At 61.7% G+C, this 22,596-nt stretch carries 24 protein-coding genes; 5 read left to right on the forward strand and 19 right to left on the reverse strand.

Annotation, left to right across the window (positions count from 1 at the left end; all coding sequences use genetic code 11):
- Nucleotides 1–20 precede the first annotated feature (20 nt).
- A complete protein-coding gene (locus tag FHX10_RS11675; RefSeq protein ID WP_028755790.1) occupies nt 21–365 on the forward strand; it encodes a RidA family protein in 345 nt (114 codons plus the stop codon).
- Nucleotides 366–396: 31 nt separating this feature from the next.
- A complete protein-coding gene (locus FHX10_RS11680) occupies nt 397–1,410 on the forward strand; it encodes a succinylglutamate desuccinylase/aspartoacylase family protein (protein ID WP_097630207.1) in 1,014 nt (337 codons plus the stop codon).
- A 15-nt stretch (nt 1,411–1,425) separates the two neighbouring features.
- On the opposite strand, the gene FHX10_RS11685 is transcribed toward FHX10_RS11680, so the two are convergent.
- From FHX10_RS11685 to FHX10_RS11700, 5 genes are all read right to left on the reverse strand, one after another.
- A complete protein-coding gene (locus FHX10_RS11685; RefSeq protein ID WP_063475814.1) occupies nt 1,426–2,610 on the reverse strand; it encodes a hypothetical protein in 1,185 nt (394 codons plus the stop codon).
- A gap of 125 nt (nt 2,611–2,735) precedes the next feature.
- Nucleotides 2,736–3,143, reverse strand: a complete 408-nt coding sequence (locus FHX10_RS11690) for a DoxX family protein (RefSeq protein WP_028755787.1) — start codon at nt 3,141–3,143, stop codon at nt 2,736–2,738.
- Between the two features lie 31 nt (nt 3,144–3,174).
- A complete protein-coding gene (locus FHX10_RS35020; protein WP_245450142.1) occupies nt 3,175–3,369 on the reverse strand; it encodes a hypothetical protein in 195 nt (64 codons plus the stop codon).
- On the reverse strand, nt 3,366–3,548 hold the full coding sequence (locus FHX10_RS35025) for a glutathione S-transferase N-terminal domain-containing protein (protein WP_245450144.1): 183 nt from the start codon (nt 3,546–3,548) through the stop codon (nt 3,366–3,368). Before FHX10_RS35025 ends, FHX10_RS35020 begins: the two co-directional genes overlap by 4 nt.
- Entirely contained in the window at nt 3,545–4,393 is an 849-nt protein-coding gene (locus tag FHX10_RS11700; RefSeq protein ID WP_097630371.1) for a DODA-type extradiol aromatic ring-opening family dioxygenase, read from the reverse strand. The genes FHX10_RS35025 and FHX10_RS11700 overlap by 4 nt, the downstream gene beginning before the upstream one ends.
- Before the next feature lie 131 nt (nt 4,394–4,524).
- Here FHX10_RS11700 and FHX10_RS11705 point away from each other — a divergent pair, with 131 nt between their 5' ends.
- Nucleotides 4,525–5,448: a LysR family transcriptional regulator gene (locus FHX10_RS11705; RefSeq protein WP_063475816.1), complete on the forward strand. Its 924-nt coding sequence runs from the start codon at nt 4,525–4,527 to the stop codon at nt 5,446–5,448.
- Nucleotides 5,449–5,454: 6 nt separating this feature from the next.
- Here FHX10_RS11705 and iolD read toward each other — a convergent pair whose 3' ends face one another.
- From iolD to FHX10_RS11745, 8 genes are all read right to left on the reverse strand, one after another.
- Entirely contained in the window at nt 5,455–7,290 is a 1,836-nt protein-coding gene (gene iolD / locus FHX10_RS11710) for a 3D-(3,5/4)-trihydroxycyclohexane-1,2-dione acylhydrolase (decyclizing) (protein WP_097630208.1), read from the reverse strand.
- Nucleotides 7,287–9,200: a bifunctional 5-dehydro-2-deoxygluconokinase/5-dehydro-2-deoxyphosphogluconate aldolase gene (gene iolC, locus FHX10_RS11715; RefSeq protein ID WP_047614647.1), complete on the reverse strand. Its 1,914-nt coding sequence runs from the start codon at nt 9,198–9,200 to the stop codon at nt 7,287–7,289. The genes iolD and iolC overlap by 4 nt, the downstream gene beginning before the upstream one ends.
- A gap of 120 nt (nt 9,201–9,320) precedes the next feature.
- A complete protein-coding gene (locus tag FHX10_RS11720; protein ID WP_028755781.1) occupies nt 9,321–10,262 on the reverse strand; it encodes a sugar phosphate isomerase/epimerase family protein in 942 nt (313 codons plus the stop codon).
- Between the two features lie 78 nt (nt 10,263–10,340).
- Nucleotides 10,341–11,513 (reverse strand): Gfo/Idh/MocA family protein, encoded by a 1,173-nt coding sequence (locus tag FHX10_RS11725; RefSeq protein WP_097630209.1) that lies wholly within the window; start codon nt 11,511–11,513, stop codon nt 10,341–10,343.
- A gap of 119 nt (nt 11,514–11,632) precedes the next feature.
- Nucleotides 11,633–12,538, reverse strand: a complete 906-nt coding sequence (locus FHX10_RS11730; RefSeq protein WP_097630210.1) for a sugar phosphate isomerase/epimerase family protein — start codon at nt 12,536–12,538, stop codon at nt 11,633–11,635.
- Nucleotides 12,539–12,630: 92 nt separating this feature from the next.
- Entirely contained in the window at nt 12,631–13,443 is an 813-nt protein-coding gene (locus tag FHX10_RS11735) for an ATP-binding cassette domain-containing protein (RefSeq protein ID WP_028755778.1), read from the reverse strand.
- A 10-nt stretch (nt 13,444–13,453) separates the two neighbouring features.
- Nucleotides 13,454–14,452, reverse strand: a complete 999-nt coding sequence (locus FHX10_RS11740) for an ABC transporter permease (protein ID WP_028755777.1) — start codon at nt 14,450–14,452, stop codon at nt 13,454–13,456.
- A 112-nt stretch (nt 14,453–14,564) separates the two neighbouring features.
- Nucleotides 14,565–15,539 carry a substrate-binding domain-containing protein gene (locus tag FHX10_RS11745; RefSeq protein ID WP_018449061.1) on the reverse strand — a complete coding sequence of 325 codons (975 nt, stop codon included), beginning with the start codon at nt 15,537–15,539 and terminating at the stop codon, nt 14,565–14,567.
- A gap of 163 nt (nt 15,540–15,702) precedes the next feature.
- Between FHX10_RS11745 and FHX10_RS11750 the strand changes: the two genes are divergently transcribed.
- Entirely contained in the window at nt 15,703–16,740 is a 1,038-nt protein-coding gene (locus tag FHX10_RS11750) for a LacI family DNA-binding transcriptional regulator (RefSeq protein ID WP_082849751.1), read from the forward strand.
- An 86-nt stretch (nt 16,741–16,826) separates the two neighbouring features.
- Here FHX10_RS11750 and FHX10_RS11755 read toward each other — a convergent pair whose 3' ends face one another.
- From FHX10_RS11755 to FHX10_RS11780, 6 genes are all read right to left on the reverse strand, one after another.
- Nucleotides 16,827–17,501 carry a 4-carboxy-4-hydroxy-2-oxoadipate aldolase/oxaloacetate decarboxylase gene (locus FHX10_RS11755; RefSeq protein WP_028755774.1) on the reverse strand — a complete coding sequence of 225 codons (675 nt, stop codon included), beginning with the start codon at nt 17,499–17,501 and terminating at the stop codon, nt 16,827–16,829.
- An 84-nt stretch (nt 17,502–17,585) separates the two neighbouring features.
- Nucleotides 17,586–18,422, reverse strand: coding sequence for an ABC transporter substrate-binding protein (locus tag FHX10_RS11760; protein ID WP_028755773.1), 837 nt, complete (start codon nt 18,420–18,422; stop codon nt 17,586–17,588).
- Between the two features lie 31 nt (nt 18,423–18,453).
- Nucleotides 18,454–19,218, reverse strand: a complete 765-nt coding sequence (locus tag FHX10_RS11765) for an amino acid ABC transporter ATP-binding protein (protein WP_028755772.1) — start codon at nt 19,216–19,218, stop codon at nt 18,454–18,456.
- On the reverse strand, nt 19,215–19,973 hold the full coding sequence (locus tag FHX10_RS11770; RefSeq protein ID WP_028755771.1) for an amino acid ABC transporter permease: 759 nt from the start codon (nt 19,971–19,973) through the stop codon (nt 19,215–19,217). The genes FHX10_RS11765 and FHX10_RS11770 overlap by 4 nt, the downstream gene beginning before the upstream one ends.
- Nucleotides 19,970–20,677, reverse strand: a complete 708-nt coding sequence (locus FHX10_RS11775; protein WP_028759094.1) for an amino acid ABC transporter permease — start codon at nt 20,675–20,677, stop codon at nt 19,970–19,972. The genes FHX10_RS11770 and FHX10_RS11775 overlap by 4 nt, the downstream gene beginning before the upstream one ends.
- Nucleotides 20,674–21,453 (reverse strand): SDR family oxidoreductase, encoded by a 780-nt coding sequence (locus FHX10_RS11780; RefSeq protein ID WP_028759095.1) that lies wholly within the window; start codon nt 21,451–21,453, stop codon nt 20,674–20,676. The genes FHX10_RS11775 and FHX10_RS11780 overlap by 4 nt, the downstream gene beginning before the upstream one ends.
- 182 nt (nt 21,454–21,635) lie before the next feature.
- Between FHX10_RS11780 and nac the strand changes: the two genes are divergently transcribed.
- Nucleotides 21,636–22,595, forward strand: a complete 960-nt coding sequence (nac, locus tag FHX10_RS11785) for a nitrogen assimilation transcriptional regulator NAC (protein WP_028759096.1) — start codon at nt 21,636–21,638, stop codon at nt 22,593–22,595.
- The last annotated feature ends 1 nt before the right edge of the window (nt 22,596 follow it).

The raw sequence follows: 22,596 nt of genomic DNA on the forward strand, positions 1-22,596 counted from the left end.
AAGAAAAGGAAAACCTGCTTATGATCCAGCGCTATCAGAAAGGCTCGCGTATGAGCCAAGCCGTCAGCTACGGCGGTCTCGTCTATATTGCCGGCCAGGTCGCGGAAAATCGCAAGGCGGGCATTGAGGACCAGACCCGCGATGTGCTCGGCAAGATCGACGCCCTGTTGAAGGAGGCTGGGATCGACCGTTCGCGCCTCATCGCCGTCAACGTCTTCCTGCCGGCGATCGTCGATTTCGAGGCGATGAACAGCGTCTATGATAGCTGGATCGACATCGAAAATCCGCCGGCCCGCGCCTGCACCGAAGCTCGTCTCGCCGATCCCGATCTGCGTGTTGAAATGACCGCGATCGCCGCGCTGTAACGGCATCGCAACCGTCCGCACTGGAGACGCCATGCATAGCGGCCTCGTCAATCCGATCGACTTTTCGTGCGAGGGCCGGCAAGCCGGTCACCTCGCCATTCCCTATTCGGTCGACCGTTCGCCCTATTATCAGATCCGCATTCCGGTCCTTCGTCTGAAAAATGGCGAGGGGCCGTCCTTGCTGCTGATGGCGGGCAATCATGGCGACGAGTATGAGGGTGAACTCCAGCTCGGCCGGTTGATGCGGCTGTTGGATGCCGCCGAAATCCGCGGCGCCGTCACCATCCTGCCGATGGCGAACCTGCCGGCGGTGATGGCGGCCAAGCGCTGTTCGCCCTTCGACGGCGGCAACCTCAATCGGGCCTTTCCCGGTGATCCCACCGGTTCGCCGACGGCGCGGATGGCGCATTTCCTCGAACATGAACTCTTTCCGCGTCATGACGCCGTGCTCGACCTGCATTCGGGCGGCACCTCCATGGCGCACCTTCCCTGCACGCTGATCGAGCGGCAGGCCGATGCCGCCCGCTTCGAGCGGTCCGTTTCGCTGATGCGTGCAATGGGTGCGTCGCATGCCTTCATCGCCGATAACGGGCCGACGGCGCCGACATCGATGGGCGCTGCGGCAAGGGCCGGAACCGTCGGTCTTTCCGGCGAGTTCGGCGGCGGCGGCACCGTGACGCCTGAGACAATGGCTTTCACGGCGGCGGCGATCGATCGGCTGCTCGTCACACTTGGCATCGTGAAGCGTCCGGTCCTGTCGCGCGTACCGCTCGCCGAGCCCGGGCCGTTACAGTTGCTGTCGCTATCGCGGCACAGCCAAGGCATCTATGCGCACCGCCGAGGCTGGTTCGAGCCGGCTGTTGCCCTCGGCGCCACCGTTGCCGCCGGCGATCTGGCCGGATGGTATCATGATCTCGAAGGGCTGGAGCAGCCGGAGGAGGAGCTGCGTTTCGCCGAGAGCGGCATCGTCATTTCCCACAGGCTGCATTGCGACAGCCAGGCCGGCGACTGCCTGATCCAGGTCGCCGAACCCATCACATCCTGAAGAGCGCCGATCTGCTCAAGTGATGGCGTCGACTGCCGCCTTGACCCAGTCGAGACGTTTGGCCGGGATCAGGCCGTAATTATAGAAGTTCACGCCGTCAGCGCCGGCATCGACGGCGGCCCTGGCGCGCGCTGCCAGCACCGCAGGCGCGCTGACCTCGGGATAGAAGACGCGCAGGCCCACCCCGAGAAATTTGTCCGGCCCGATTGCCGCCCGGCCGGTCCGGATGACATCGCCGATGGCATCAGGCGCCATGTCGTAGCAGCATAGGATCGCCCCGTCGCAGAGCTTGCCGGCGGCTGCGAGATCGACGCCGCCGAGCCAGCCGTCCTTAAGGTCGATCAGCACGACACTTGTCGCCGGGTCGGCGGCCGCCTTGATTTCGCCGATCAGGCTGGTCACCGGCTCGCTGCGCCAGGTGAGATAGGCATGCAGGTCGGGATGGTCGCGGAAGGCATCGATGCCGGCTGCCGGGAAGTCCGGGAACTGCGGTTCCGGGACAGCCCTTTCGCAGAGGTCGGCGATGAAGCGCGCGACCGAGCGGCGCGCGCCTTCGACCGACACGCCTGCCTTTTCGGCGCGCGCCATGCAATGGTCGCAGAAGCAGAGCGACAGCAGGAAATCGTCTTCGGCATTCAGGCCGACGCCGTCTTTTTCGTGGTGGTATTCATGCGCGAAGCCCATGAAGTTCGGGCTCTCGAGTTCCACCATGTCGGGCCGGTAGTTCGTCGTGATGTCGCGCACGAGGGTGACGGCATAGTCCCGCGCCGCCGGGCTGGAGGGGCAGAGATTGTAGTAGTTGGCATTGCCGAAGGCGTTTCGCGTCACATGATCGGGATGCAGCATGCCGAGGCGGCTATTGTGCAGGCAGACCGTCCAGCAGGAGACCTTGAGGCCCGTCGCATCGCGCGCCCTGACGAGCGCATCCAGCATGTCGCCGCGCTCAGTGACATTCCCGGCCATCAGCGGCCGGATCAGCTTGTCCTGCCAGAGATTTTCATCCGGCCGGAAATAGACCGTTCCGTCCTCGGGAAAATAGGCCTTCTGCTGCGGGCTGCGCGGCTGAAGGAAACGGCCGGCATGATAGGAGGTCGCCAGGCTGACCGTGTTCAGGCCCGCGCGGCCGTCAAGCTCGGCGGCAAACGCACCAAGCCCCTGATCCTGGATGTCCCAGGGATAAGTCCACATGGAAAGATGCATCGCCCGCTCCCGTCAAATCTGTCCACTTTATAGAACATGTGTCCATAATAGTGTCCAGATGGATCTTTGCGCGCAGTCATCTGAAGGCACTCCCGCTGCACAGCGGGAGTGCGGAGGTCGAGGGCTTAGGCTCTCGCGAGCGACGTCTGCTTCGCTGCATTGTCGATTGCCAGGCGGCCAGGGCCGGCAAAGGCGAGATAAAGGAAAACGAAGCAGAACAAGATGGCGGACTCGCCCATGTTGAGCGCCGGCCAGAAGCTTTGCGGCGCATGCGCCATCCAGTAAGCGGCGGCCATTTCGCCCGAAGCGATGAAGGCGGCGACGCGGGTGTAGTAGCCGACCGTCATCAGCAGGCCAGTGATGACCTCGATTGCACCGGCGACGAGGATCATCGTGGGCAAAGGCGACGGTATGCCCGGGATGGCGGCCGGGAATTGAAAGAATTTCATCGTGGCATGTTCAAGGAACAGCAGCGCGGTGACGATCCGCAAAATGGCGAGGATATAAGGCGTCCACTTGGTCGTGTCTGGCATCGTTATTTCTCCTGAATGATGGTTTTGATGTTCAAGCGGCGGCCGCCTTGAGCTCGATGTTCTCTTTCCAGAGGTTCATCACGAGCTTCAGAGGGCCTTCGACATAGTTGGTGAATGCCGGCATGGAAGCCGGTTCGCGACCGGCCTTCGCCGCCAGGAGGGCGACGATGTCATCCGACTCGGCAATGTAACGGCCTGGCTCGAACCGGGCGGCGGGGAAACTCACCTTGTCCAAGTGCGGACTGAGCTGGCTCGAATGTCGTTCTCCTGCTGCGATCCGGAGACAAATTCGCGGATCTCGACGTCTTCGTTCAAGCCTGCTTCGAGCAGGAACAGCCGGACCTTGAAGCAGAACGGGCAGTTCTGCTTGAAGTAGAGGATCGGTTTCAGGGTATTGTCGGTCATTGCAGGTCTCCCTTGGAAAGGATGGGCTGCGGTGCTGCGCCGAAACGGAAGCTGGATGCGGTGAGCCCGCCGGCAAAGTCGGTCTGGTGATAGGTGACGGCGCCCGGTTCGCTCCCTGCGGCGCCGACCGCGACCATCAGCGGGATGAGATGATCTTCTCTTGGATGCGCGGCGCGGGCGAGCGGCGCCCGCTCCCAGTTCAACAACCGCTCGGCACGTTCTTCGGGCGGCGAACGCAGCAGCGTCTGATGGAGCCAGACATCGAATTGCCGGGACGGCTCGCGTCCGCTGCCATCCTGGAAAGCCCTCAGATTGTGATAGCTGAGACCGCCGCCGATGATCAGCACCCCCTCGTCGCGCAGCGGCGCCAGCGCCCGCCCGACCTTAAGGTGGACGGCGGGATCGTAACCGGCATGGATGGAGAGCTGGACCACGGGCATGTCTTCTTCGGGGTAGAGCGGCTGCATGATGCCGTAGGTGCCGTGATCGAAGCCGCGGGCGGGATCGAGCCAGGCGTCGATGCCGCCGGCCTTCAGCAATTCCCGGACATGCCGCGCGAGTTCGGGAGAGCCCGGAGCGCCGTACTTGACGTGGTACAGATATTCCGGGAAGCCGTAAAAGTCGTACAGCATCCCCGGTCTTTCGCCGGAGGAGACGGCAAAGCCCTGCTCCTCCCAATGCGCCGAGACCATGAGGATCGCCTTGGGCGCATCGCCGAGTTCGGCCCGCATCTCGATCAGCGACTGCTCGAGCTTGTCGAAGTTGCGACGGAACTCGCCGCTCATATAGGGCCAGGGGCCGCCGCCATGACTGACGAAATAGGTGGGAAGACGAAGACTGGTCACGGATTGCATTCTTTCGAAGCGATGCTGGCATGGGACCAGGAAATCTGGTTTCGTCGGCCAAATTCGTCGTTTCGTAGCAATTGATCAATCACGCTTTCATTGAGCGAACGTTTCCCCTATGTTGATGATCGATGGATACGTTAACGAGCCTGCGCGTCTTCTGCACTGTGGCGGAACTGAAGAACTTCACGGCCGCCGCCGATCGTCTCGGTCTCTCGCCGGCGATGGCAAGCAAACATGTGATGCACTTGGAGAAACGGCTGGGAAGCCGGTTGCTCAACCGTACCAGCCGCTCTGTCAGCATGACCGAGACCGGCACGCTCTATTTCAACCAGGCCAGGCTGTTGCTCGACGGCCTGGACGAGGTGGAAGACGCCGTCAGCAATGTCACGGTGACGCCGCGCGGGACCTTGAGGCTAAGTGTCCCGATGTGGTTTGCGAACACCCCGATTGCCCGCGTGATCGCCGAATATCATCAGCGCTATCCCGACGTGTGCTTCGACATGGATTTCAGCGGCCGGCTGGTCAATCTCGTCGACGAGGGCTTTGACCTGGCACTCCGCGCCACGTCGCCCGACCGGCTCGATCCCGGCCTCATCGCGCGGCCGGTGATGGACGTCCCCTTTCATCTTGTCGCGTCCCCTGCCTATCTCACGCGCACCGGCAGGCCATCGAAAGTCGGCGATCTCAACGGGCATTCGATCTTGCTCTACAAAGGCATGAATCCCAGCGGCAGCATGACGCTCGACGGACCGAAGGGCCAGACGACGATGAAGTTCCGCCCCGTCATGCTGAGCGAAAACGAGATCATGCTGCACCTGGCCGCATTGGAGGGCATGGGTCTGGTCTTCCTGCCGGCGTGGATGACGCAGACCGATATCGCCGAGGGCCGGCTGGAAGTGGTGCTCCCCGAAGAGGTGATGTTCAGCACGACCCTGCACGCCGTCTATCCCAGCAGGAAATATCTGTCCGCCAAGGTCCGCACCTTCATCGACTTCCTGGCTTCGCGAAAGAACCTCTGCTCTGAGACCGGCGAGGACTGGCCGGCAGGTTGACCTGCATCAATCGAACACGCGTTGATTGGCGGCATTCTCGGTGTAACGCGCGCGGGCTCGCTCGAGCCGCTCCGGGCCGCCGACCTGCGGAACGGCGACATCCCACCAATGGCCGCCTGCGTCGGTTCCAGGAACCGCATCGGTGTCGATCACCAGAACGCTCGGAATGTTCCGTCCCCGCGCGGCGGCGATGCGTGCCTCGAGTTCGGCGATCGACCCTATCTTTTCGGCATGGGCGCCCATCGAGGCGGCGTGCGCGACAAAGTCGATCTCGGGCTGCACATCGACATTGCAGTCCTTGTACATGTTGTTGAACTCGGCGCCGCCGCACTCGATCTGGAGACGGTTGATGCAGCCGTAGCCGCGATTGTCGGTCAACACGACGGTGAACGGCACCCGCCGCATGACGGCGGTGGCGAGTTCCGAATTGGCCATCATGTAGGAACCATCGCCGACGAAGCAGATGACGTCCTTGTCGGGGCGCGCGAGCTTGATGCCCATGGCGCCTGCCACTTCGTAACCCATGCAGGAGAAGCCATATTCCATGTGGTATCCGCCCTTGGCGGACTGCCACAGCACCTGCAGTGCGCCCGGCATGGTGCCGGCCGCGCACATGACCACGGAGGTTTCCGTCGCCGCCCGCTGCACGGCGCCGATGACCTGTGCGTCGGTGGGCAGGTTTCCCGGCCCGTCCGTTTCCGGTGCCGCCGTCACGCGCTCGACCGTTCTATGCCAATCGGTCCTGATCCCGGCATCGACCTCAGGCCCGCGATAGGCCTTGAGTGCTGCGGAAAGGCGCGTGAGCGTGATCCTGGCATCGCCGACGCAGGGCAATGCCGAATGCTTGGTGGCATCGTATCCGGCAAGGTTGATCGAGGCGAGCCGCCGCGTGGGATTGCGGAAAAGCGCCCAGCTGCCCGTGGTGAAATCCTGGAAACGCGTGCCGATGCCGATCACGAGATCCGCCTCGGCGCAAAGCGCATTGGCCGACGCCGATCCGGTCACGCCAGGCGACTCGAAATTCAGCGGGTGCTCCCAGCTGTTGGCGCCCTTCCCGGCTTGCGTTTCGACAAAGGGGATATGGTGCTTCTCCGCGAATGCGGCGAGCTCGGCCTCGGCCTCAGAATAGATGACGCCGCCGCCTGATATGATGACCGGCCTGCGCGCGGCCCGGATGGCGTCGGCAAGATCTGCGACCTCCCGCGGGTCCGGTTCGGGACGGCGGATGCGCCAAGCTTTCGGTTCGAAAAACGCTTCCGGGTAGTCGTAGAGTTCTGCCTGCACATCCTGGCAGAATGCCAGCGTGACCGGGCCGCAACTGCCCGGCTCGGTCATGACCGCCAGTGCGCGCGGCAGGCAGGTCAGGAGATGCTCGGGACGGGCGATCCGGTCGAAATAGGCCGAGACCGGCCGGAAGCAATCATTGGCGCTGACGGTTCCGTCGTTCATGTCCTCGATCTGCTGCAGCACCGGCTCGGGGCGGCGGTTGGCAAAGATGTCGCCGGGTATGAACAGCACGGGCAGTCTGTTGACATGGGCAAGCGCGCAGGCCGTGATCAGATTGGTGGCGCCCGGGCCGATCGAGGACGTCACCGCCTGGGCGCGCCGGCGCTTCAGCGTCTTCGAATAAGCGATCGCCGCATGCGCCATGGTCTGTTCGTTCTGGCCGCGCCAAGTGGGAAGGGCATCGCCGATCCCATGCAGGGCCTCTCCGATACCGGCGACGTTGCCGTGACCGAAGATCGCCCAGACGCCTTCGATGAAGCGCTCGCCATCCTCCGTCATCTGCACCGAAAGCCATTTCACCATAGCCTGCGCCGCGGTCAGTCGTATCGTTCTCATTCTGCTGCCTCCCGTACGCGCGCCCGTGCGCCGTCCCAGACCGCGCAGAGCCTGGAGTATCGTATCGCCATCTCCTCGACGGCCTCTTCGTCACCGATCGTGCCTTCGAACCAGCCGCGGGCGACCGAGCCGAAGATCGTCCGGCCGACGGCAAATCCCTTGACGAGCGGGAAGCGCGCGGCAACTTCGAAGCTCGCCTTCAAAAGGTCCTCCGGCGCATCCAGGCCGAGGACGACGATCCCTCTGGTATGACGATCGTTTTCCTCGATGGCGGCGCAGACCCGCGCCCATGCTTCGGGTTCGTCCAGCGGCTCGAGCTTCCACCAATCGGGATAAATGCCTTCGGCATAGAAGCGGCGGATCAGTGTCGCGGTCGTATCCGTGGTGACGCTTGCGACCTTGGACGGGATGACCTCGAGCAGGAATTCCAACCTGTTGCGGCGCGACGCCACGTAAAGCCGACGCACTTCCGCCAGTTGCCGGTCCCAGGTCGAATCGTCGTCATCAGGGTGGCAGAAGCAGAGCACCTTGACGACGTTCTCGCGCGCCCATTCCGACAGCCCGCCGCAATCGGGACCGAGGGACGGCTCCAAGGTCAGAGGCCGCGACCCCGGCCATTCGCAGGGTCTGCCGATCCACAGGCCGGTGCCGGAGGCGGTATGGAGCGCGCGCCGGCCAATCCGGTCGTCGCAGAGGATCCCGTAGCCGGTTCGCCCCTTCTGCACTTCCAGGGCTGCCTGAAGGCAAAGCTCCTTGAAGGCGCCGCCCTTCGACGGCGTGTAACCCGTCATGCTTTCGAGCTGCATCCGGTGATCGAAGGCGAAGACGCGCATTTCGGACCAGTCGCCATGCCGGTTGGTCGACCAGTGCATCTGCTCCAGTGCGGCATCATTGCGCAGGTCGGGGCGCATCATGCCGCGCTTAAGGAAGAAATTCAGCTCCTGAAGTGACGGATAGGCCGGCGTGCAGCCGTGACGGGAGACGGCAAAAGCGCCGCAGGCATTGGCGTATCGGAGCGCGGTCGGCCAATCCTCGCCGTCAAGCCAGCCTTTCAGCAGCCCGGCGAAAAAGCCGTCTCCGGCGCCGAGAACGTTGAAGACTTCGACCGGGAAACCCTCGCCCGAAATGCCGTCGTCGAGATTATCCGGTATCGCGTCTTCGAATGCGACCGCCCCCTTGGCGCCGCGTTTGCAGACGAGCGTCGCCGCGGTGACGGCGCGTACCGCCCTGAGCGCCGCCACGGTATCGGTCGTCCCGCCGGCGATGTGGAATTCTTCCTCGGTTCCGACGATCAAATCGAACAGATGAAGCGTCGCCTGCAGTTTTTCGGTCACCTGCCCACTTGCCACATAGCGGCTTTCCCCCTCGCCATGACCGGCCACACCCCAAAGGTTCGGACGATAGTCGATGTCGAGAGCCGTCCGGGCGCCATGCTTGCGAGCAAAGGCGAGCGCCTTCAGCACGGCGGCTTCCGTGCGCGGATGCGACAGATGTGTTCCCGTCACCAACACAGAACGGGCGCTGGCAACGAAGGCCTCGTCGATATCCTCCTCGCAAAGTGCCATGTCGGCGCAGTTTTCCCGGTAGAATATCAGCGGGAACCGTTCCTCGTCGCGGATGCCGAGGATGACGAGTGCCGTCAGGCGCTCGGGATCGGTCACCACACCCCTACCGTCGACACCATGCCGGGCAAGCTCCTCGCGGATGAACCGGCCCATATGCTCATCGCCCACCCGGGAGATCAGCGCCGAGTTGAGGCCCAGTCGCGCCGTGCCGCAGGCGATGTTGGTCGGACTGCCGCCGATATATTTTTCGAAGGATCCCATATCCTCCAGCCGTCCTCCGACCTGTGCGCCATAGAGGTCGACGCCGGCTCGCCCGATCGTGATCACGTCCAATGTCTTGGTCATGTCGGTTTCCTCGCAGTCCTATTGAAATCTGTCATGGTGATCGGTTTGGACATCGCCGGCCTCTTCGCAGGAAACGACGAATGCAGGGGGGCGCGGGCGAATGTCGCCTGCGCCTGCCCATCAGCGGCTGATCGTTGCCTGCAGCGCATCGATGGAGGACTGGATGCCGGCCTCGGTCGACATGGTGAAGTCTTCCATTTCCAGGCTGACCCAACCGTTGTAACCGACCATGCGGACGACGGAGAAGAATTCCTTCCACCACTGCAGATCATGTCCGGCACCGACGGCAACGTAGTTCCAGGTGCGGTTGGCGACGTCCGTGACGTCCTTGAGTTCAAGGAGACCGTTGACATCGGCAAGCCCGCGTTCGATGCGCGTGTCCTTGCCATGGCAATGGTGGATTGCGTTTCCAAGCGCCCGGGCGGAGGCGATCGGGTCGGCGCCCTTCCAGAACAGGTGACTGGGGTCGAGGTTCATGCCGACGGTCGGGCCGACCTCGTTGCGCAGACGGAACAGAGTCTCGGGGTTCCAAACGAGCATGGCCGAGAAGTTTTCCAGCGCATACTTCTCGACGCCCACTTCCTTGGCAAGCTTCACGAGATCATGCCAGAGTGGGAATGCGCGGTCCTCCCACTGGTAGCGATCGCGCTCGGGCATCTCCTCCGGCCAGCTTTTGGTGTAGACCAGCCAGTTCGGAACCATGTCGCCGGGTGCGGCTTCCGGCAGTCCGGACATGGTGACGATGGTCTTCACGCCGATTTCACCGGCGAGACGGATCGTCTGCTCCATCTCCTTGCGGTGGCGCTTGCCCATGTCACCCGGATCGAGCGGGTTGGCCGAGCAATTGAGGGCAGCGATTTCCAGGCCCCGCGCTTCAATTTCCTTGAGCTTCGTCTTCAAGAGACCCTTGTCGGCAAGCAGCTCGTCGGCGCGGAAATGCGGCGCACGAGACCAGCCGCCGCCGGTCATCTCGATGCCTTCGACACCCAGTTTGACGCATTTGTCGAGCATGTCGGTGAAGGAAAGGTCGCCCATCACGTCGGTGCAGATCGATAGTTTCATGTCATTGTCTTTCTAAAAGCGGGGTTGGGGACGCGCCTGGGAGGAGGATGGAGGAGATCCGGCACGTCCCCTGATTGATCAATTGAACTCGACCCAAGCCGAACCTGCGTCTGCCGAGCGGACGCAGTTTTCCAGCCAGCGCACACCTTCGGTGCCGGCTTCGATGCCGGGATAATGATGGTTCTTGAGGAAGGCCTCGTCGCCGCGGCGTTTTGCGTCGATCGCCTGGGCGATCCAGAGGTAGATGTTCGCCCAGCTGTCACCGAGGCCCTCGGTATGCAGCGCGCCCATGCGATCGCAGGCGAGGCTTTCCTCTTCGAGGTAGGGCATGCCGTGGTGCAGGGTGCGGTTCGGTTCGCCCTGCACTTCGTAAATCAGCTGATCGGGATGGGAATCGGACCATTCGATCGAGGCCTTGGAACCGACGAAACGGTAGCGCTGCGAACCCATATTGCCGGCATTCACCGAGGACACCCAAAGACGGCCCCGGGCGCCGTTGTCGTAATGCATGAGAACGGTCGCGTGGTCTTCGAGCGGCGCACGGGTCGGAATGAAGGCCTTGCGGTCGCAGAGCAGCTTTTCGATCTTCATATGCGGCAGCACCACTTCGGAGAGATAGTAGAGGTGCGTGCCGATATCGCCGAGAACGAAGGTCGGGCCGGCGGTCTTGGGATTGGTGCGCCACTTCACGGCTTCGCCGGCGCCGATATCGTCGCCCGCGTTGAAGCCGTGGGTATATTGCATGTCGACAATTCTTATATCGCCGAGCATGCCCTTCTTGACCATCGCCGCCATCTGATGAACCAGCGGATGGCCGGTGAAGCCGTAGGTGACGCCGACGATCAGGCCCTTCTTTTCGGCGAGTCTCGCGACCTCGTCACATTCGGCGACGGTGAAGAACAGCGGCTTTTCGCAGATCACATGAAGGCCGGCTTCGAGGCATGCCTTGGTGATCTCGTAATGGGTGAAGTTCGGGGTGGCGATCGAGACAACCTCGACACCGTCCTCGCGTCCGGCCTCCTTGGCGAGCAACTCCTTATAGTCATCGTAGCACCGGTCGGCGGCGACGCCGAGCTTCGTGCCGAAGTCGCGCCCGCGCTCGGCGTCGAGATCGAAGGCGCCGCAGACGAGCCGGTATGTGCCATCGCGCTGGGCGCCGGTTCTGTGCTTGTAGCCCACCTGCCCGGTGCGGCCGCCGCCGACTATGCCCCAGCGCAGCGGGCGCTCGATGGTTCTTTCTCCGTTGATCATCTTCTGTCCTTCCAGGAATGAATGTCTGTGATGTTTGAGCGTTCTGGGCAGAACCCCGGTCGCGGTCGCTCGCGCCAATCACCTGGCAGCATCGCGAAGCGCTGGAGGGGCATCGCGCGTTATTTCGCGGTCCAGTACTTGTCGACAAAGCGCTGCATTTCGGCGCGCATGAACTTGCCGGAGTGGTCGGCCTTGTCCTCCCAGGCGAAAACACATGCGGTCATGATGCCGTCGAACCCGATCTCGGTCAGCGTGCTGAAGAAATCCTCCCAGGGAACCTCGCCCTGGCCGATGTTCAGGTGCTGGTGCACCCTGGCCTGCGTGCCCGGAGGGTTGAGGATGTAGCGGAGCCCGGAGGAGGCCTTGTGATTGAAGGTGTCGCCGACATGGACATGGGCGAGCACGTCCTTTGCTTCCCGGAGCATCGCCTTGGTGTCGTCACCGAAATAGAAGGTATGCGGCGCGCAATAGAGAAACTTGACGTTCTTCGAGTTGACCGTCCTGATGATATCGAGTGCTGGCTGCAGGGTTTCGCACCAATCCTCGGGGTGCGGTTCGACGTGCAGATTTATGCCTTCCCTTTCAAAGATCGGCACCAACTCTTCCATCGAGCGCCACCAGGCGTCTTCGCAGGCCTCGATCATGGAACCGGTATGGCAGCAGTAGCACGAACCCTTGTCCGGGTGGGGCCCTCGGCCGAATTCCGAATTCATCGTGTCGACGCCGAGTTCGACACTGATCTCAATGGCGCGCTTCCAGTGCTTGACGGCAGCTTGCCGCTCATTTTCATCGTTCGAGGCCCACCGGTACATCGGCAAGATCGAGGCAATGCCGACATTGGCGTCAGAAAGTGCTTTCTTGAATGCTTTGGCGCGGGCCGGAAACACGCGCGGCGCCTTGAACCACTCGAGAAAATCGGCCCGCGGGCTGAGTTCTATCCACTCGTATCCGAGTTCGGCCACTTTCGAGGGCAATTCTTCGAGTGAGAGGTGGCGATGCATAAAGGGGTCGATTGCTATCTTCATGGCTGTTACCCGTCCGATGATTGTGCTGGGCCATCCCGCCGGCGTAGGCGAGCTCATTAGAGTTTCTGGAGTTCATCCGTTGCGGCGGTCGCTCAGACCGGCGGGGGATGTCCGCTATGCGCCGTCGAATACGCTTCGATTTCGGCTTCGAGTTCGGCCATGGCCTCGCCTCCTGCCATCAGGTCGGTGATCTCTTCGCGTGTCTTTTCGCCCTTGCGGAAATCTGCCGCCTTCGCACCCTTGATGAGCACCGCGAAGTGGTCTCCCACCGTCATGGCGTGAATGACGTTGTGGGTGATGAAAATGACGGCGAGGCCGCGACGGCGCGCTTCCAGGACAATGCGCAGCACATGCGCCGCCTCCTTGACGCCGAGAGCCGCGGTCGGCTCGTCGAGGATCAGCACTCGGGCGCCGAAGTGGACGGCTCGGGCGATTGCCAGTGATTGCCGCTCCCCGCCGGACAGGCCGCCGATCAGGCGATCGCCATCGTCGATGCGGGTGATGCCGAACTCGCGCACGGCCTTGACGGCGATTTCATTTGCGGCTTTGCGGTCGTAGATTTTGAACGGGCCGAAGCCCTTGGTCAGCTCCCGCCCCACGAAGAACGAACGGCCGATGCTCATCAGCGGAAAGGTGCCGCCGAACTGATGCACCGTTGCGATGCCGAGGTCTGCAGCTTCGCGCGGATTCTGGAAGACGATCGGCCGGCCTTCGAACTTCACCGTGCCGCTCGTCGGCTTGTAGACACCGGCAAACGTCTTGATCAGGGTGGACTTTCCCGCGCCGTTGTCACCCAGCAGGCAAAGCACTTCACCGGGATGAACGCTCAATGTGATGTCGTAGAGCACATCGATCGGGCCGAAGGACTTGTTGACGTTTTCAAGTTCAAGAATTGGGCCAGCCATGTCTCAGCTCTCACTTCTTCTTCTTGGGTGAATAGGTCAGCGCCATCTGGCGGAACGTATTGTTCATGAGGACGGCCACGAGCAGCATCACGCCGATGATCAGGCTCGACCAATTGCGGTCGAAGGTCGTGAAATAGATGCCTTGGTTGACGACGGCGAAGGTGATCGTGCCGAAGAAGATCCCGATCACCGACCCGAAGCCTCCGGTCAGCAGCACACCTCCGACGACGACCGAGATGATCGAGTTGAAGATGAATGTCATCCCGCCCGAAACCTGCGCGGAATTGAACAGGATGGCTTGGCACATGCCGACGAAGGACGCGCTCATCGCCGAGAGGACGAAGAGAACCATCGTCAGGCGGGTCGTCGGAATGCCGGCGTTGCGGGCACTGACCTTGTCTCCGCCCATCGCGAAAATCCAGTTTCCGTAAGGCGAGAAGTGAATGAAGAAGATGAAGATCGCGGTGATGGCCACCCACCACAGAATGATCACCTGAAACGATCCGCCCAGGAATTGCCCGAAAAGGAACTTTGCCCAAGGGTCGGCCGTCAGCGCCACGCTCGTCGTGCCGGTGACGAGAACCGAGGTGCCAAGCATCAGGCCCTGTACCGCAAAGAGGGTGCCGAGTGTGACGATCAGCGAAGGCACGGCCGTGTGCACGACGAGGTAGCCGTTGACCAGCCCGACGATGAGGCCGAAGGCAAGCGCACCGAACATTCCGACCCATATGGGAAGATCGTAGTAGCCCGAGAGGACCGCGACGGTCATGGAGCCGGCGGGGATCATCGCGCCGATCGAAATGTCGAGATCGCCTGCGATCATCAAAAGTCCGATGGGAAGAGCGATAATGCCGAGATTGGCGGCGACGTTGAGCCAACTTGCGGCGCCGGCGGGCTCCAGGAATTTGGTGCTGCCGAACACGACGAAGAACAGGAGGACGCCGACAAGTCCGAGGAATGCACCCGCCTCGGGACGGCGCAACAGGTTGCCGAATGAAAGATTGTTCATATGCCTATCCCAGTTTGGGCGTGAATCTCCAGGCGTGCGGACGCGGTGGTCGGCACGCCCGATAGACTTCGACCCGCGTATTTTTCCGCGGGTCGGAGCCCGTTTCGAACGATCAGCGAGCGCCTTCCTTGACGCCGGCCAGGGTGGCGTCGATGTTCGCCGCATCGACGATGCCCGGGCCGGTCAGCACCGGTGCGGTCGGCAGGTTGGTGCCGTAGTCGATATGCGAGGCGAGAAGCGAAACCCCCAGCAGCGACTGCAGGTAAGGCTGCTGGTCGATCGCAAAGGTCTGCGAACCGTCCTTGATGCGGGCAAGGCCCGAGGCATTGAGGTCGAAGGTGCCATGCGCGACCTTGCCGACTTTGTTCGCCTGAGCGATCCCGCTCGCAGCCGCATCAGCGTCGGAAGCCCCAACATTGAGGACGCCGTCGATGGTGTCGTCCTGGAGCAGTGTCGCCTTGACGGCCTCGGCGATCGCCGTCTGATCGCCGAAGCTGGTCGCCGGCAACGGCAGCTGCTTGCCAGTGCCGCCCTTTCCGGTGATGCCGTCGATGACACCCTTGCAACGGGCCTCCTGGTTTGCCGCACCCGGGAGCGTATTGACGCAAATGACATTTTTCGCACCCTTGGACGCGAAATATTCGCCGCCTGCCTTGCCGGCCGTGTATTCATCCGAGCCGACATAGTTGATCGCGCCAAGCTCGCGAGCCTTGTCGATGTTGCCGGCATTCATGAGGATGACTTTGATGCCCGCAGCGACGGCAGCCTTGATGGCCTCGTCTTCGGCCTCGGGCACCCAGTCGGGCACCACGATGCCGGTCACGCCCTGGCTGATGGCCGTGCGGACGAGCTGTGCGGCGTCAGGCCCGAGATTGTCGTAGGTCTGCAGCTGCAGATAGCTGACGGAGCCACCGTTCTTCTCGACGACGAGCCGGGCGTCGTCGACGCCCTTCTTGATGCGGCTCCAGAATTCGTCGTCGGTCTTGCCGCCGACGACGGCAATATTCGCAGCCAGGACAGAAGAAGCGCCAAGAACGAAAACAGCGCCAGCCAGCAGCCCGCGTACGGCGCGCATTGAAAAACTCATGTGATTTCCTCCCAAAAAGGCGGTCGAGAGTAACAATTCCTCAAAGCAAGGCTCCCAACTCGCTGGAATATTTGTATCAACTGACATCTGAAAATGGAATGTCTATTGCGTTTCTGTGAAATTAATATATCATTTCGTTTCATCCAAGAATGGAACAAAATATATCATGAAGAGACCAACCATTGCCGATCTTGCCCAGGCCTCCGGCGTCAGCATCGCCACGGTCAACCGCATCCTCGGAGGTGCCGGCGCAGTGCGTGCGGAAACGATCGAGAGGGTGCAAAATGCCGCGGAAGAGATTGGATTTTATGGCCGCGGCGTGATCGAGGACCGCCGGCAGCGGCTCCTGCCGAATTATCGTTTCGGCTTTCTTCTCCAGCAGTCGAGCCGCGAGCTTTACCGGCTGTTCGGCTCCAAGATCACGGAGGCCGCCGCGAGACGCCAGCACGAGAAAATCGTGGCTGTGGTCGATTTCGTCGATGTCCTCGAGCCACAAAATATTGCAGATCGGCTCGAAGCGCTCGGAAAACGCTGTGATGCAGTTGCTGTCATTGCGGGTGACCACCCGTTAATTGGGCAGACCATCCAATCCCTCAAGGAAAGGGGAAAGCCGGTTGTTGCCTATATAACCGATCAGTCCGCCAGGGATCGCGCCGGCTTCGTCGGCACCGACAATTGGAAACTCGGGCGGACCGCTGCATGGTTTCTGGCTCAGACCACGCCGATGCCCGGCCGGATCGCCGTCTTCATCGGCAATCATCGTTATCAGTGCCAGGATGTCTCCGATGCGAGCTTTCGATCCTATATGCGCGAGCACGCGCCCCATCTTCAGGTCGATGACAGCAGACCGACACATGAGGAGCCGCAGGAAGCCTACCGGATCGTGAGCCAGCTGCTTTCCGAACTCGATGACCTCAGAGGCATTTTCATCGTTGGAGGGGGAATTTCCGGGGTGCTGCGTGCTCTTCGCGAAGCCCCTGCCGAAAAACGGGATCAGGTCAGGGTCGTCTGCCGCGACATCGGCCCGGAAACGCGCAAGGGCCTGACGGAAGGCCTGATCATGGCGGCCTTGTGCCATCCCTTGGATCAGATATCAGACGAATTGATTGGCACGATGATCGCAGCGCTCGAACACCGCGACAGTACAACCATCCTTCAGCGCGTGGTTCCCTTTGAAACGATCACGCCCGAAAGTGTTTGAACCGTTCTAGTTTTGCATAAGGCGGCTGGCCGAAAAGACCAGCCGCCCTATAAGGTGGCAGGGCTGATAGCTATTGCGCTGTCGCGTCAGATGTCGACGACGAGGCCCTTGGCTTTCAGCACCGGTTCGAGATTGCTGACCTCGATGACCGATTTACCCTGCTTATATGCCGCGATATAGCCGGCCTCGGCATCTTCGCGGGCCTGTGACAGCCTGGCGACTTCCTGCGCTTCCTGGCGACGCACGATCACCAGACCGTCGGCATCGCCGGCGATGATGTCGCCGGGATGGATGATTTCGCCGCCGACGATGATCGTGTCGTTCACCGCCGCGATGGTTTCCTTTACTGTTCCCTTGATGCAGACGCTCAGCGAGAAGACCGGGAAGCCAAGCTCCCTCAGTTGAAGCGTGTCGCGCACGCCGGTGTCGGTCACGAGACCACCGATGCCCTTTGCCAGGCAGGCGTTGGCGAGGACATCGCCGAAGGATCCGGCCTCTTCGTATTCGCCCGCCGAGACGACGATGATATCGCCCGGCTTTGCGTAGTTGATGGCAAGCTGCAGCATGATGTTGTCACGCGGCGCGCATTTTACCGTAAAGGCCGGACCGCAGAGTTTCATGCGGTAGTCGACGGGCTTCAGGCGGGAGGAAAGGGCTCCGCGGCGTCCTTGGGCTTCGTGGATCGTTGCGGGCGAAAATTTGGAAACGGCGTCGATATCGGCTTTGCTTGGCCGTTCGGCAATATCTTTAATATGGATCATGTGTGCCTCCCATCGTTGGCCGACGGCGGGCATGTCCCGCCGTCTGATTTCGTTTGGATATCGTCATCGGACGATGCCGAGGTCTTAAGGGATCGGGTCGAACTTCAGTTCGGAGAGCGATACGACCTTGTCGGTGCGCTTCATCTTGTATTCGGTATCCGGGCCGAGCCACTTGTCCCAGATCTTGTTGATCTCGCCCGATGTGTCGAGCTTGCGGAGGATCTCGTTGATCTTGGCGGTCAGCGCCGGCTGATCCTTGGCCATGCCGATGCCGATCGGCTGGTAGAGCATCGGCTCCTCAATCATCCGCATTGGCTTGCCCTTGCTCTTCGATTCATTGACGAATTTGGTCGTCGTCATGGTGTTGGCCACCATGCCGCGGGCCTTGCCCTGCTGGACAGCGAGATAGGCAGAGGCAGTATCCTGGAAGGTCAGCGGGTCGGATTTGTTGAGCTTGATCGACATTTCCGACGTCGAGCCCTTGGTCGAAGCGATGCGCTGGCCGGCGAAATCGGCCTTCGTCTTGCCGGCATCGTCCGCCGGCACGATCAGCATTTCCTTGGCGAGATAATAGGGATCGCTGAACTGGATCTGCTCGGCGCGGCTGAGCGTATAGGCAAGGTTGGCAACGGTGATGTCGACGCGGCCGAGCTTGACCTCGGGCACACGCGCCTCGACCGAAACCGGCTTGATTTCAGCCTTGACTCCCAGTTCTTTGGCGATGGCGCCGCAGAGGTCGACGTCGAAACCGGCCATTTCGCGGGTCTTCGGATCGGGCGAGGCGAAGGGAGGAACGTCGGCGAATGTCGCGCAGCGCAAGGTTTTCGCCGAGATGATGTTGTCGAGCTGATCGGCTTTCGCGGGCACGGCGGCCGCCATGCCGGCAAATGCGACGGTGAGGGTTAGGCATTTCCAGTTCATTGCTGTTCTCCTTTGTTTTTGGTGGTTGGTATCAATGCCTGAGATCAGCGAGAAAACGCTGAGCCCGGGGATGGCGTGGATTGTTGAAGAATTCTTCGGGTGTCGCCATTTCGATGATCTGGCCGGCATCGATGAACCAGATCCGATCCGCGACGTCGCGCGCGAAACCCATTTCATGGGTGACGCAGAGCATGGTCATGCCTTCGGACGCCAGGCTCTTCATGACGGCGAGCACTTCGCCGACCATTTCAGGATCGAGTGCGCTGGTCGGCTCGTCGAACAGCATGACCGGCGGTTCCATGGCAAGGGCGCGAGCGATTGCCACCCGCTGCTGCTGGCCGCCCGACAGCTGGCCGGGATAGGCCCGGGCCTTGTCGGCAAGACCGACCCGATCGAGAAGCTTGAGCGCCTTCTCCTCGGCGACGTCGGGCGCCACGCCTTTCACCCGGATCGGCGACATCGACACGTTTTCGACCACCGAAAGATGCGGAAACAGGTTGAAGTTCTGAAACACAAAGCCGATCCGGCTGCGCAGCGCGTTGAGTTCCTTTGCCCGCATGGCGGCGTGAATGTTTTGCCCGTCGAGCGTGATCGAGCCGCTGTTGATCTCTTCGAGGCGATTGATCGTGCGGATCAGCGTCGATTTCCCCGAGCCGGACGGTCCGCAGATGACCACGACCTCGCCGCGCGCCACCTGCGCATCGATATCCTTGAGGACCGGATAGTCGCCGTAGCTCTTGCAGACCTGGGAAAGCCGGATCGTCTGCTGTTCCTGTGCTGGGACTGTCATGGTCATAGCTGCTCCGAGATGATTTTCGACGGTGCGACCAGGGAGGCGGCGGGAAGGCCGGAAAGTCCCGCACGCCGCCGCGTGATGCGCCGCTCGAGGCGATTTGCGAAGTGGGTGAGCGTCCAGCAGATGGCGAAGTAGACGATCGCCAGGATGAGGAAGACCTGGAAAGGCTGCGTCAGCAGCTGGTTGTTGACCTGGCTTGCGGCAAAGGTCAGGTCCGGCACGTTGATCACGTAGCCGAGCGTCGTGTCCTTGATCGTCGAGACGAAGGTGGAGATGATGCTCGGGATCATGTTGTAGAGCGCCTGCGGCAGGATGATGAAGCGCATTGCACCGATATAGCTGTGGCCAAGCGCACGCCCCGCATCCATCTGGCCCGGTCCGAGCGCGACGATGCCGGCACGGACCACTTCGCTCAGGAACGCGCTTTGATAGACAACGAGCGTCGTCAACATCGTGACGAAGCTCGGCACATCGGCGCCGGTCATGAGCGGAACCAGGAAATAGCTCCACAGGATGAGCATTAACAGCGGCACGCCCCGGGTGAAATAGACGAGTGCCGTGACCGGCCAGCGCAGCAGCGCCGACTTGGAGAGCCGCGCCAATGCGAAGAGGATGCTGACCGGAAAGGCGAGAGCGATGCTGAGCGCCGACAGGATCAGCGTGTTGGCGAGCCCGCCGAGCGGTCCGTTCGGATATTGGCCGATCAAGAGCAGCAGCCAGTAGTCCCGGACGATGGCGATCATGTCGTGGATCATGCGCGCGCACTCCTGGCAGGATCGGTGCGCATCGATACATAGGCGCCGATGCTCATGATCACGAGCGAGAAGAAAAGGTAGAGAACCGTGCCGATCAGGTAGATCTCGAAGGTCCGGAAGCTGAGGTTCTCGATTTCCTTGACGGCATGCGTCAGTTCCGAGGCCCCGATGACGACGGCCAGACTGCTGTTCTTGAACAGGGAAACGCTGTGATTGATGAGCGGCGGCAATGCGTTGCGCACGCCCTGCGGCATGATGACGAAACGCATCGCCGAGATATAACCGTGGCCGAGGGCGCGGGCCGCCTGCATCTGGCCGGGGCTGACCGAGCGCACGCCCGACCGAAGATCCTCGCTGAAATAAGCCGCCTGGCAGAGGCCGAGCCCGATCACCGCGAAAATGGCCTCGGCATTATGGATGGCGAGCCACGACGACACCCCGCTTGGCATCAGGGTGAAAATCCCGAAATACCACAGCATGAGCTGAACCAGGGTGGGGACGTTGCGGTGATAGGAAACGTAAGCAGCAACTAACGGATCGCCAAAGCGAAAGGGCGACAAACGCAACGCCAAGAGCAGAAGCGCCAGCGCCATCGCCATCGACCAGGAGCCGGCATAGATGATGAAGGTCATCTCGATGCCATGCAGCAGCATGGCGGTATATTCCGGATTTGCCAGGATTGCCGAAAGGTCGAAACCGCTCACGGATTTGGCTCCCCGGATTGAGCCGTCTTTGCCGGAGTCTGGGGCTTTGCCGTCTGCAGGCCACCCATGACCTGCAGTGTCGGCGTGATCTCCATGTGTCCGATGTTGACGGCGACGGGGGCTGCGATGGCGAAGGCAATCGCGTCTGCTATATCGGCTGCCTGCGGCAGTTCGAAGCCGTCGATGAACCGTTCGCGGATGCTCGGGTCATCGCCGTGGACGTGATTGAAAATATCCGTGGCGACCCGGCCGGGGCAGATTTCCGTGACCCGCACCCGCTTGCCGAAGGCGTCGATGCGCAGCTGGTTGGACAGCATGCTCACCCCTGCCTTGGTGGCGTGATAGGACGAGTTGCCACCGAAATTATAGGCGCCGGCGATCGACGAGATGTTGATGACATGGCCGCGATCCCGCGCCACCATGCCGGGCACGACCAGGCGGCAGAGATGCAGGACTGCGCGGAGATTGACGTCGACGATGAGATCGATATCGCCCTCTTCGGCTTCCAGGAACTTCTTCGGCCGATCGACGCCGGCATTGTTGACGAGAATATCGAACTCCACCCGGCGGGTGAGCTCGGCCATGGCCTGACGGTCGGTCACATCGATGACATGGGCGATGCAGCCCGTGCGTGCGGCCAGCTGCTGCAGCGCGTCGGCGCTGCGGGCAATGGCATGGACCTCGATGTTCTCCCGGCGGAGCCGCTCAACCACGGCTGCGCCGATACCGGAGGATGCGCCGGTCACCAGTGCGGTCTTGTAGTCGGAGAATGGCATTGTCGTTCCCTTGTTGTTGATCGAGACAGTAGCGAAGCTTTAACCCCTTGCCTAAGACCGATTATCTCTGGAGCAATAAGCAACGGTTATGGAGGCGAGACGGCTGCCGAAGAAGAGAAACAGGTGATGTCGGCATCACCGGTCCCTCGGGCTGTCAGAGACCGTGTCGCGTTGCAAAAGCATTGCGCGTCTGCAAACATGTAAGCCACGCACATCAGAACGGTACCCCGATCCTCATGGACATCAGACGCCTCAAATCTTTCATCGTGATCGTCGACAGCGGCAGCATCACGCGAGCGGCGGATCTTTTGCACATTGCCCAACCCGCCCTCAGCCAGCAGCTTGCGGCACTGGAGGAACATTTCGGCCACAAGCTGCTGATCCGCAGCCAGCAGGGCGTCAGCATGACCGATGCGGGGCATGCGGTGTATCGCCATGCGCAGATCATCCTTCGGCAGATGGAGCAGGCGCAAGCGGATGCGTCGGCAGCCGGCAATTCGCTTGCCGGGCGCGTCTCCGTCGGTCTCGTGCCGTTCAGCAGTGCCGCCACGCTATCGGTCGACCTCCTGGCGGAGACCCGTAAACGCCATCCCGGCATCCTGCTGCATCTGACCGAAAGCGTCGGGCAGACCTATAGCCAGATGATCATGAACGGCCGGCTGGAGATGGCGCTTCTCCACGGAACCGGACCGATCAAGGGCGTCCGGTTCGAACCGATCCTCAGCGAAGAGTTTTTTCTTGTCGCGCATCGCGACTTTGCCATCGAAGCGGATGCGAAACCCGTTCCGGTCAATGCGCTCGACGGAATACCGCTGCTGTTGCCGCCGGCCTATAATTTCGTCCGCCGCGCAGTCGACACCGCCTTCACGCGCACCCGCACCAATCTGAAGGTCGTGGCCGAAGTCGAAATCGTCCGCACGCTGGCCCGCGCGGTCGGCAGCGGCCTCGGCGCGACGATCATGCCTAAAGCCATTGCCGATCGTATCGTGTCGGAATCGAGCGAGCCGCTGATCTGCCGGCTCGTCTCACCACGGATCGAGGAAACTCTGTCGCTATGCGTTTCCGACCAGAATCCCCTGTCGGAACCGGCCCTTGCCGTCCGCGACATCCTTCTCGAGCTGACGGCACGGCTGAAAGTCTGAG

It is taken from the genome of Rhizobium sp. BK591 (assembly GCF_014195045.1).
Classification (GTDB): Bacteria; Pseudomonadota; Alphaproteobacteria; order Rhizobiales; family Rhizobiaceae; genus Rhizobium; species Rhizobium anhuiense.

What these genes read in the sequence shown, in the direction of transcription:
- iolC (WP_047614647.1), bottom strand. Translation starts at nt 9,200, where the DNA reads ATGACCAAGACATTGGACGTGATCACGATCGGGCGAGCCGGCGTCGAC.
- FHX10_RS11780 (WP_028759095.1), bottom strand. Translation starts at nt 21,453, where the DNA reads ATGCCATTCTCCGACTACAAGACCGCACTGGTGACCGGCGCATCCTCC.
- FHX10_RS11690 (WP_028755787.1), bottom strand. Translation starts at nt 3,143, where the DNA reads ATGCCAGACACGACCAAGTGGACGCCTTATATCCTCGCCATTTTGCGG.
- FHX10_RS11680 (WP_097630207.1), top strand. Translation starts at nt 397, where the DNA reads ATGCATAGCGGCCTCGTCAATCCGATCGACTTTTCGTGCGAGGGCCGG.
- FHX10_RS11735 (WP_028755778.1), bottom strand. Translation starts at nt 13,443, where the DNA reads ATGGCTGGCCCAATTCTTGAACTTGAAAACGTCAACAAGTCCTTCGGC.
- FHX10_RS11740 (WP_028755777.1), bottom strand. Translation starts at nt 14,452, where the DNA reads ATGAACAATCTTTCATTCGGCAACCTGTTGCGCCGTCCCGAGGCGGGT.
- FHX10_RS11705 (WP_063475816.1), top strand. Translation starts at nt 4,525, where the DNA reads ATGGATACGTTAACGAGCCTGCGCGTCTTCTGCACTGTGGCGGAACTG.
- FHX10_RS11745 (WP_018449061.1), bottom strand. Translation starts at nt 15,539, where the DNA reads ATGAGTTTTTCAATGCGCGCCGTACGCGGGCTGCTGGCTGGCGCTGTT.
- FHX10_RS35025 (WP_245450144.1), bottom strand. Translation starts at nt 3,548, where the DNA reads ATGACCGACAATACCCTGAAACCGATCCTCTACTTCAAGCAGAACTGC.
- FHX10_RS11725 (WP_097630209.1), bottom strand. Translation starts at nt 11,513, where the DNA reads ATGATCAACGGAGAAAGAACCATCGAGCGCCCGCTGCGCTGGGGCATA.
- FHX10_RS11755 (WP_028755774.1), bottom strand. Translation starts at nt 17,501, where the DNA reads ATGATCCATATTAAAGATATTGCCGAACGGCCAAGCAAAGCCGATATC.
- FHX10_RS11685 (WP_063475814.1), bottom strand. Translation starts at nt 2,610, where the DNA reads ATGCATCTTTCCATGTGGACTTATCCCTGGGACATCCAGGATCAGGGG.
- FHX10_RS11730 (WP_097630210.1), bottom strand. Translation starts at nt 12,538, where the DNA reads ATGAAGATAGCAATCGACCCCTTTATGCATCGCCACCTCTCACTCGAA.
- FHX10_RS11765 (WP_028755772.1), bottom strand. Translation starts at nt 19,218, where the DNA reads ATGACCATGACAGTCCCAGCACAGGAACAGCAGACGATCCGGCTTTCC.
- FHX10_RS11770 (WP_028755771.1), bottom strand. Translation starts at nt 19,973, where the DNA reads ATGATCCACGACATGATCGCCATCGTCCGGGACTACTGGCTGCTGCTC.
- FHX10_RS11675 (WP_028755790.1), top strand. Translation starts at nt 21, where the DNA reads ATGATCCAGCGCTATCAGAAAGGCTCGCGTATGAGCCAAGCCGTCAGC.
- iolD (WP_097630208.1), bottom strand. Translation starts at nt 7,290, where the DNA reads ATGAGAACGATACGACTGACCGCGGCGCAGGCTATGGTGAAATGGCTT.
- FHX10_RS11720 (WP_028755781.1), bottom strand. Translation starts at nt 10,262, where the DNA reads ATGAAACTATCGATCTGCACCGACGTGATGGGCGACCTTTCCTTCACC.
- FHX10_RS11760 (WP_028755773.1), bottom strand. Translation starts at nt 18,422, where the DNA reads ATGAACTGGAAATGCCTAACCCTCACCGTCGCATTTGCCGGCATGGCG.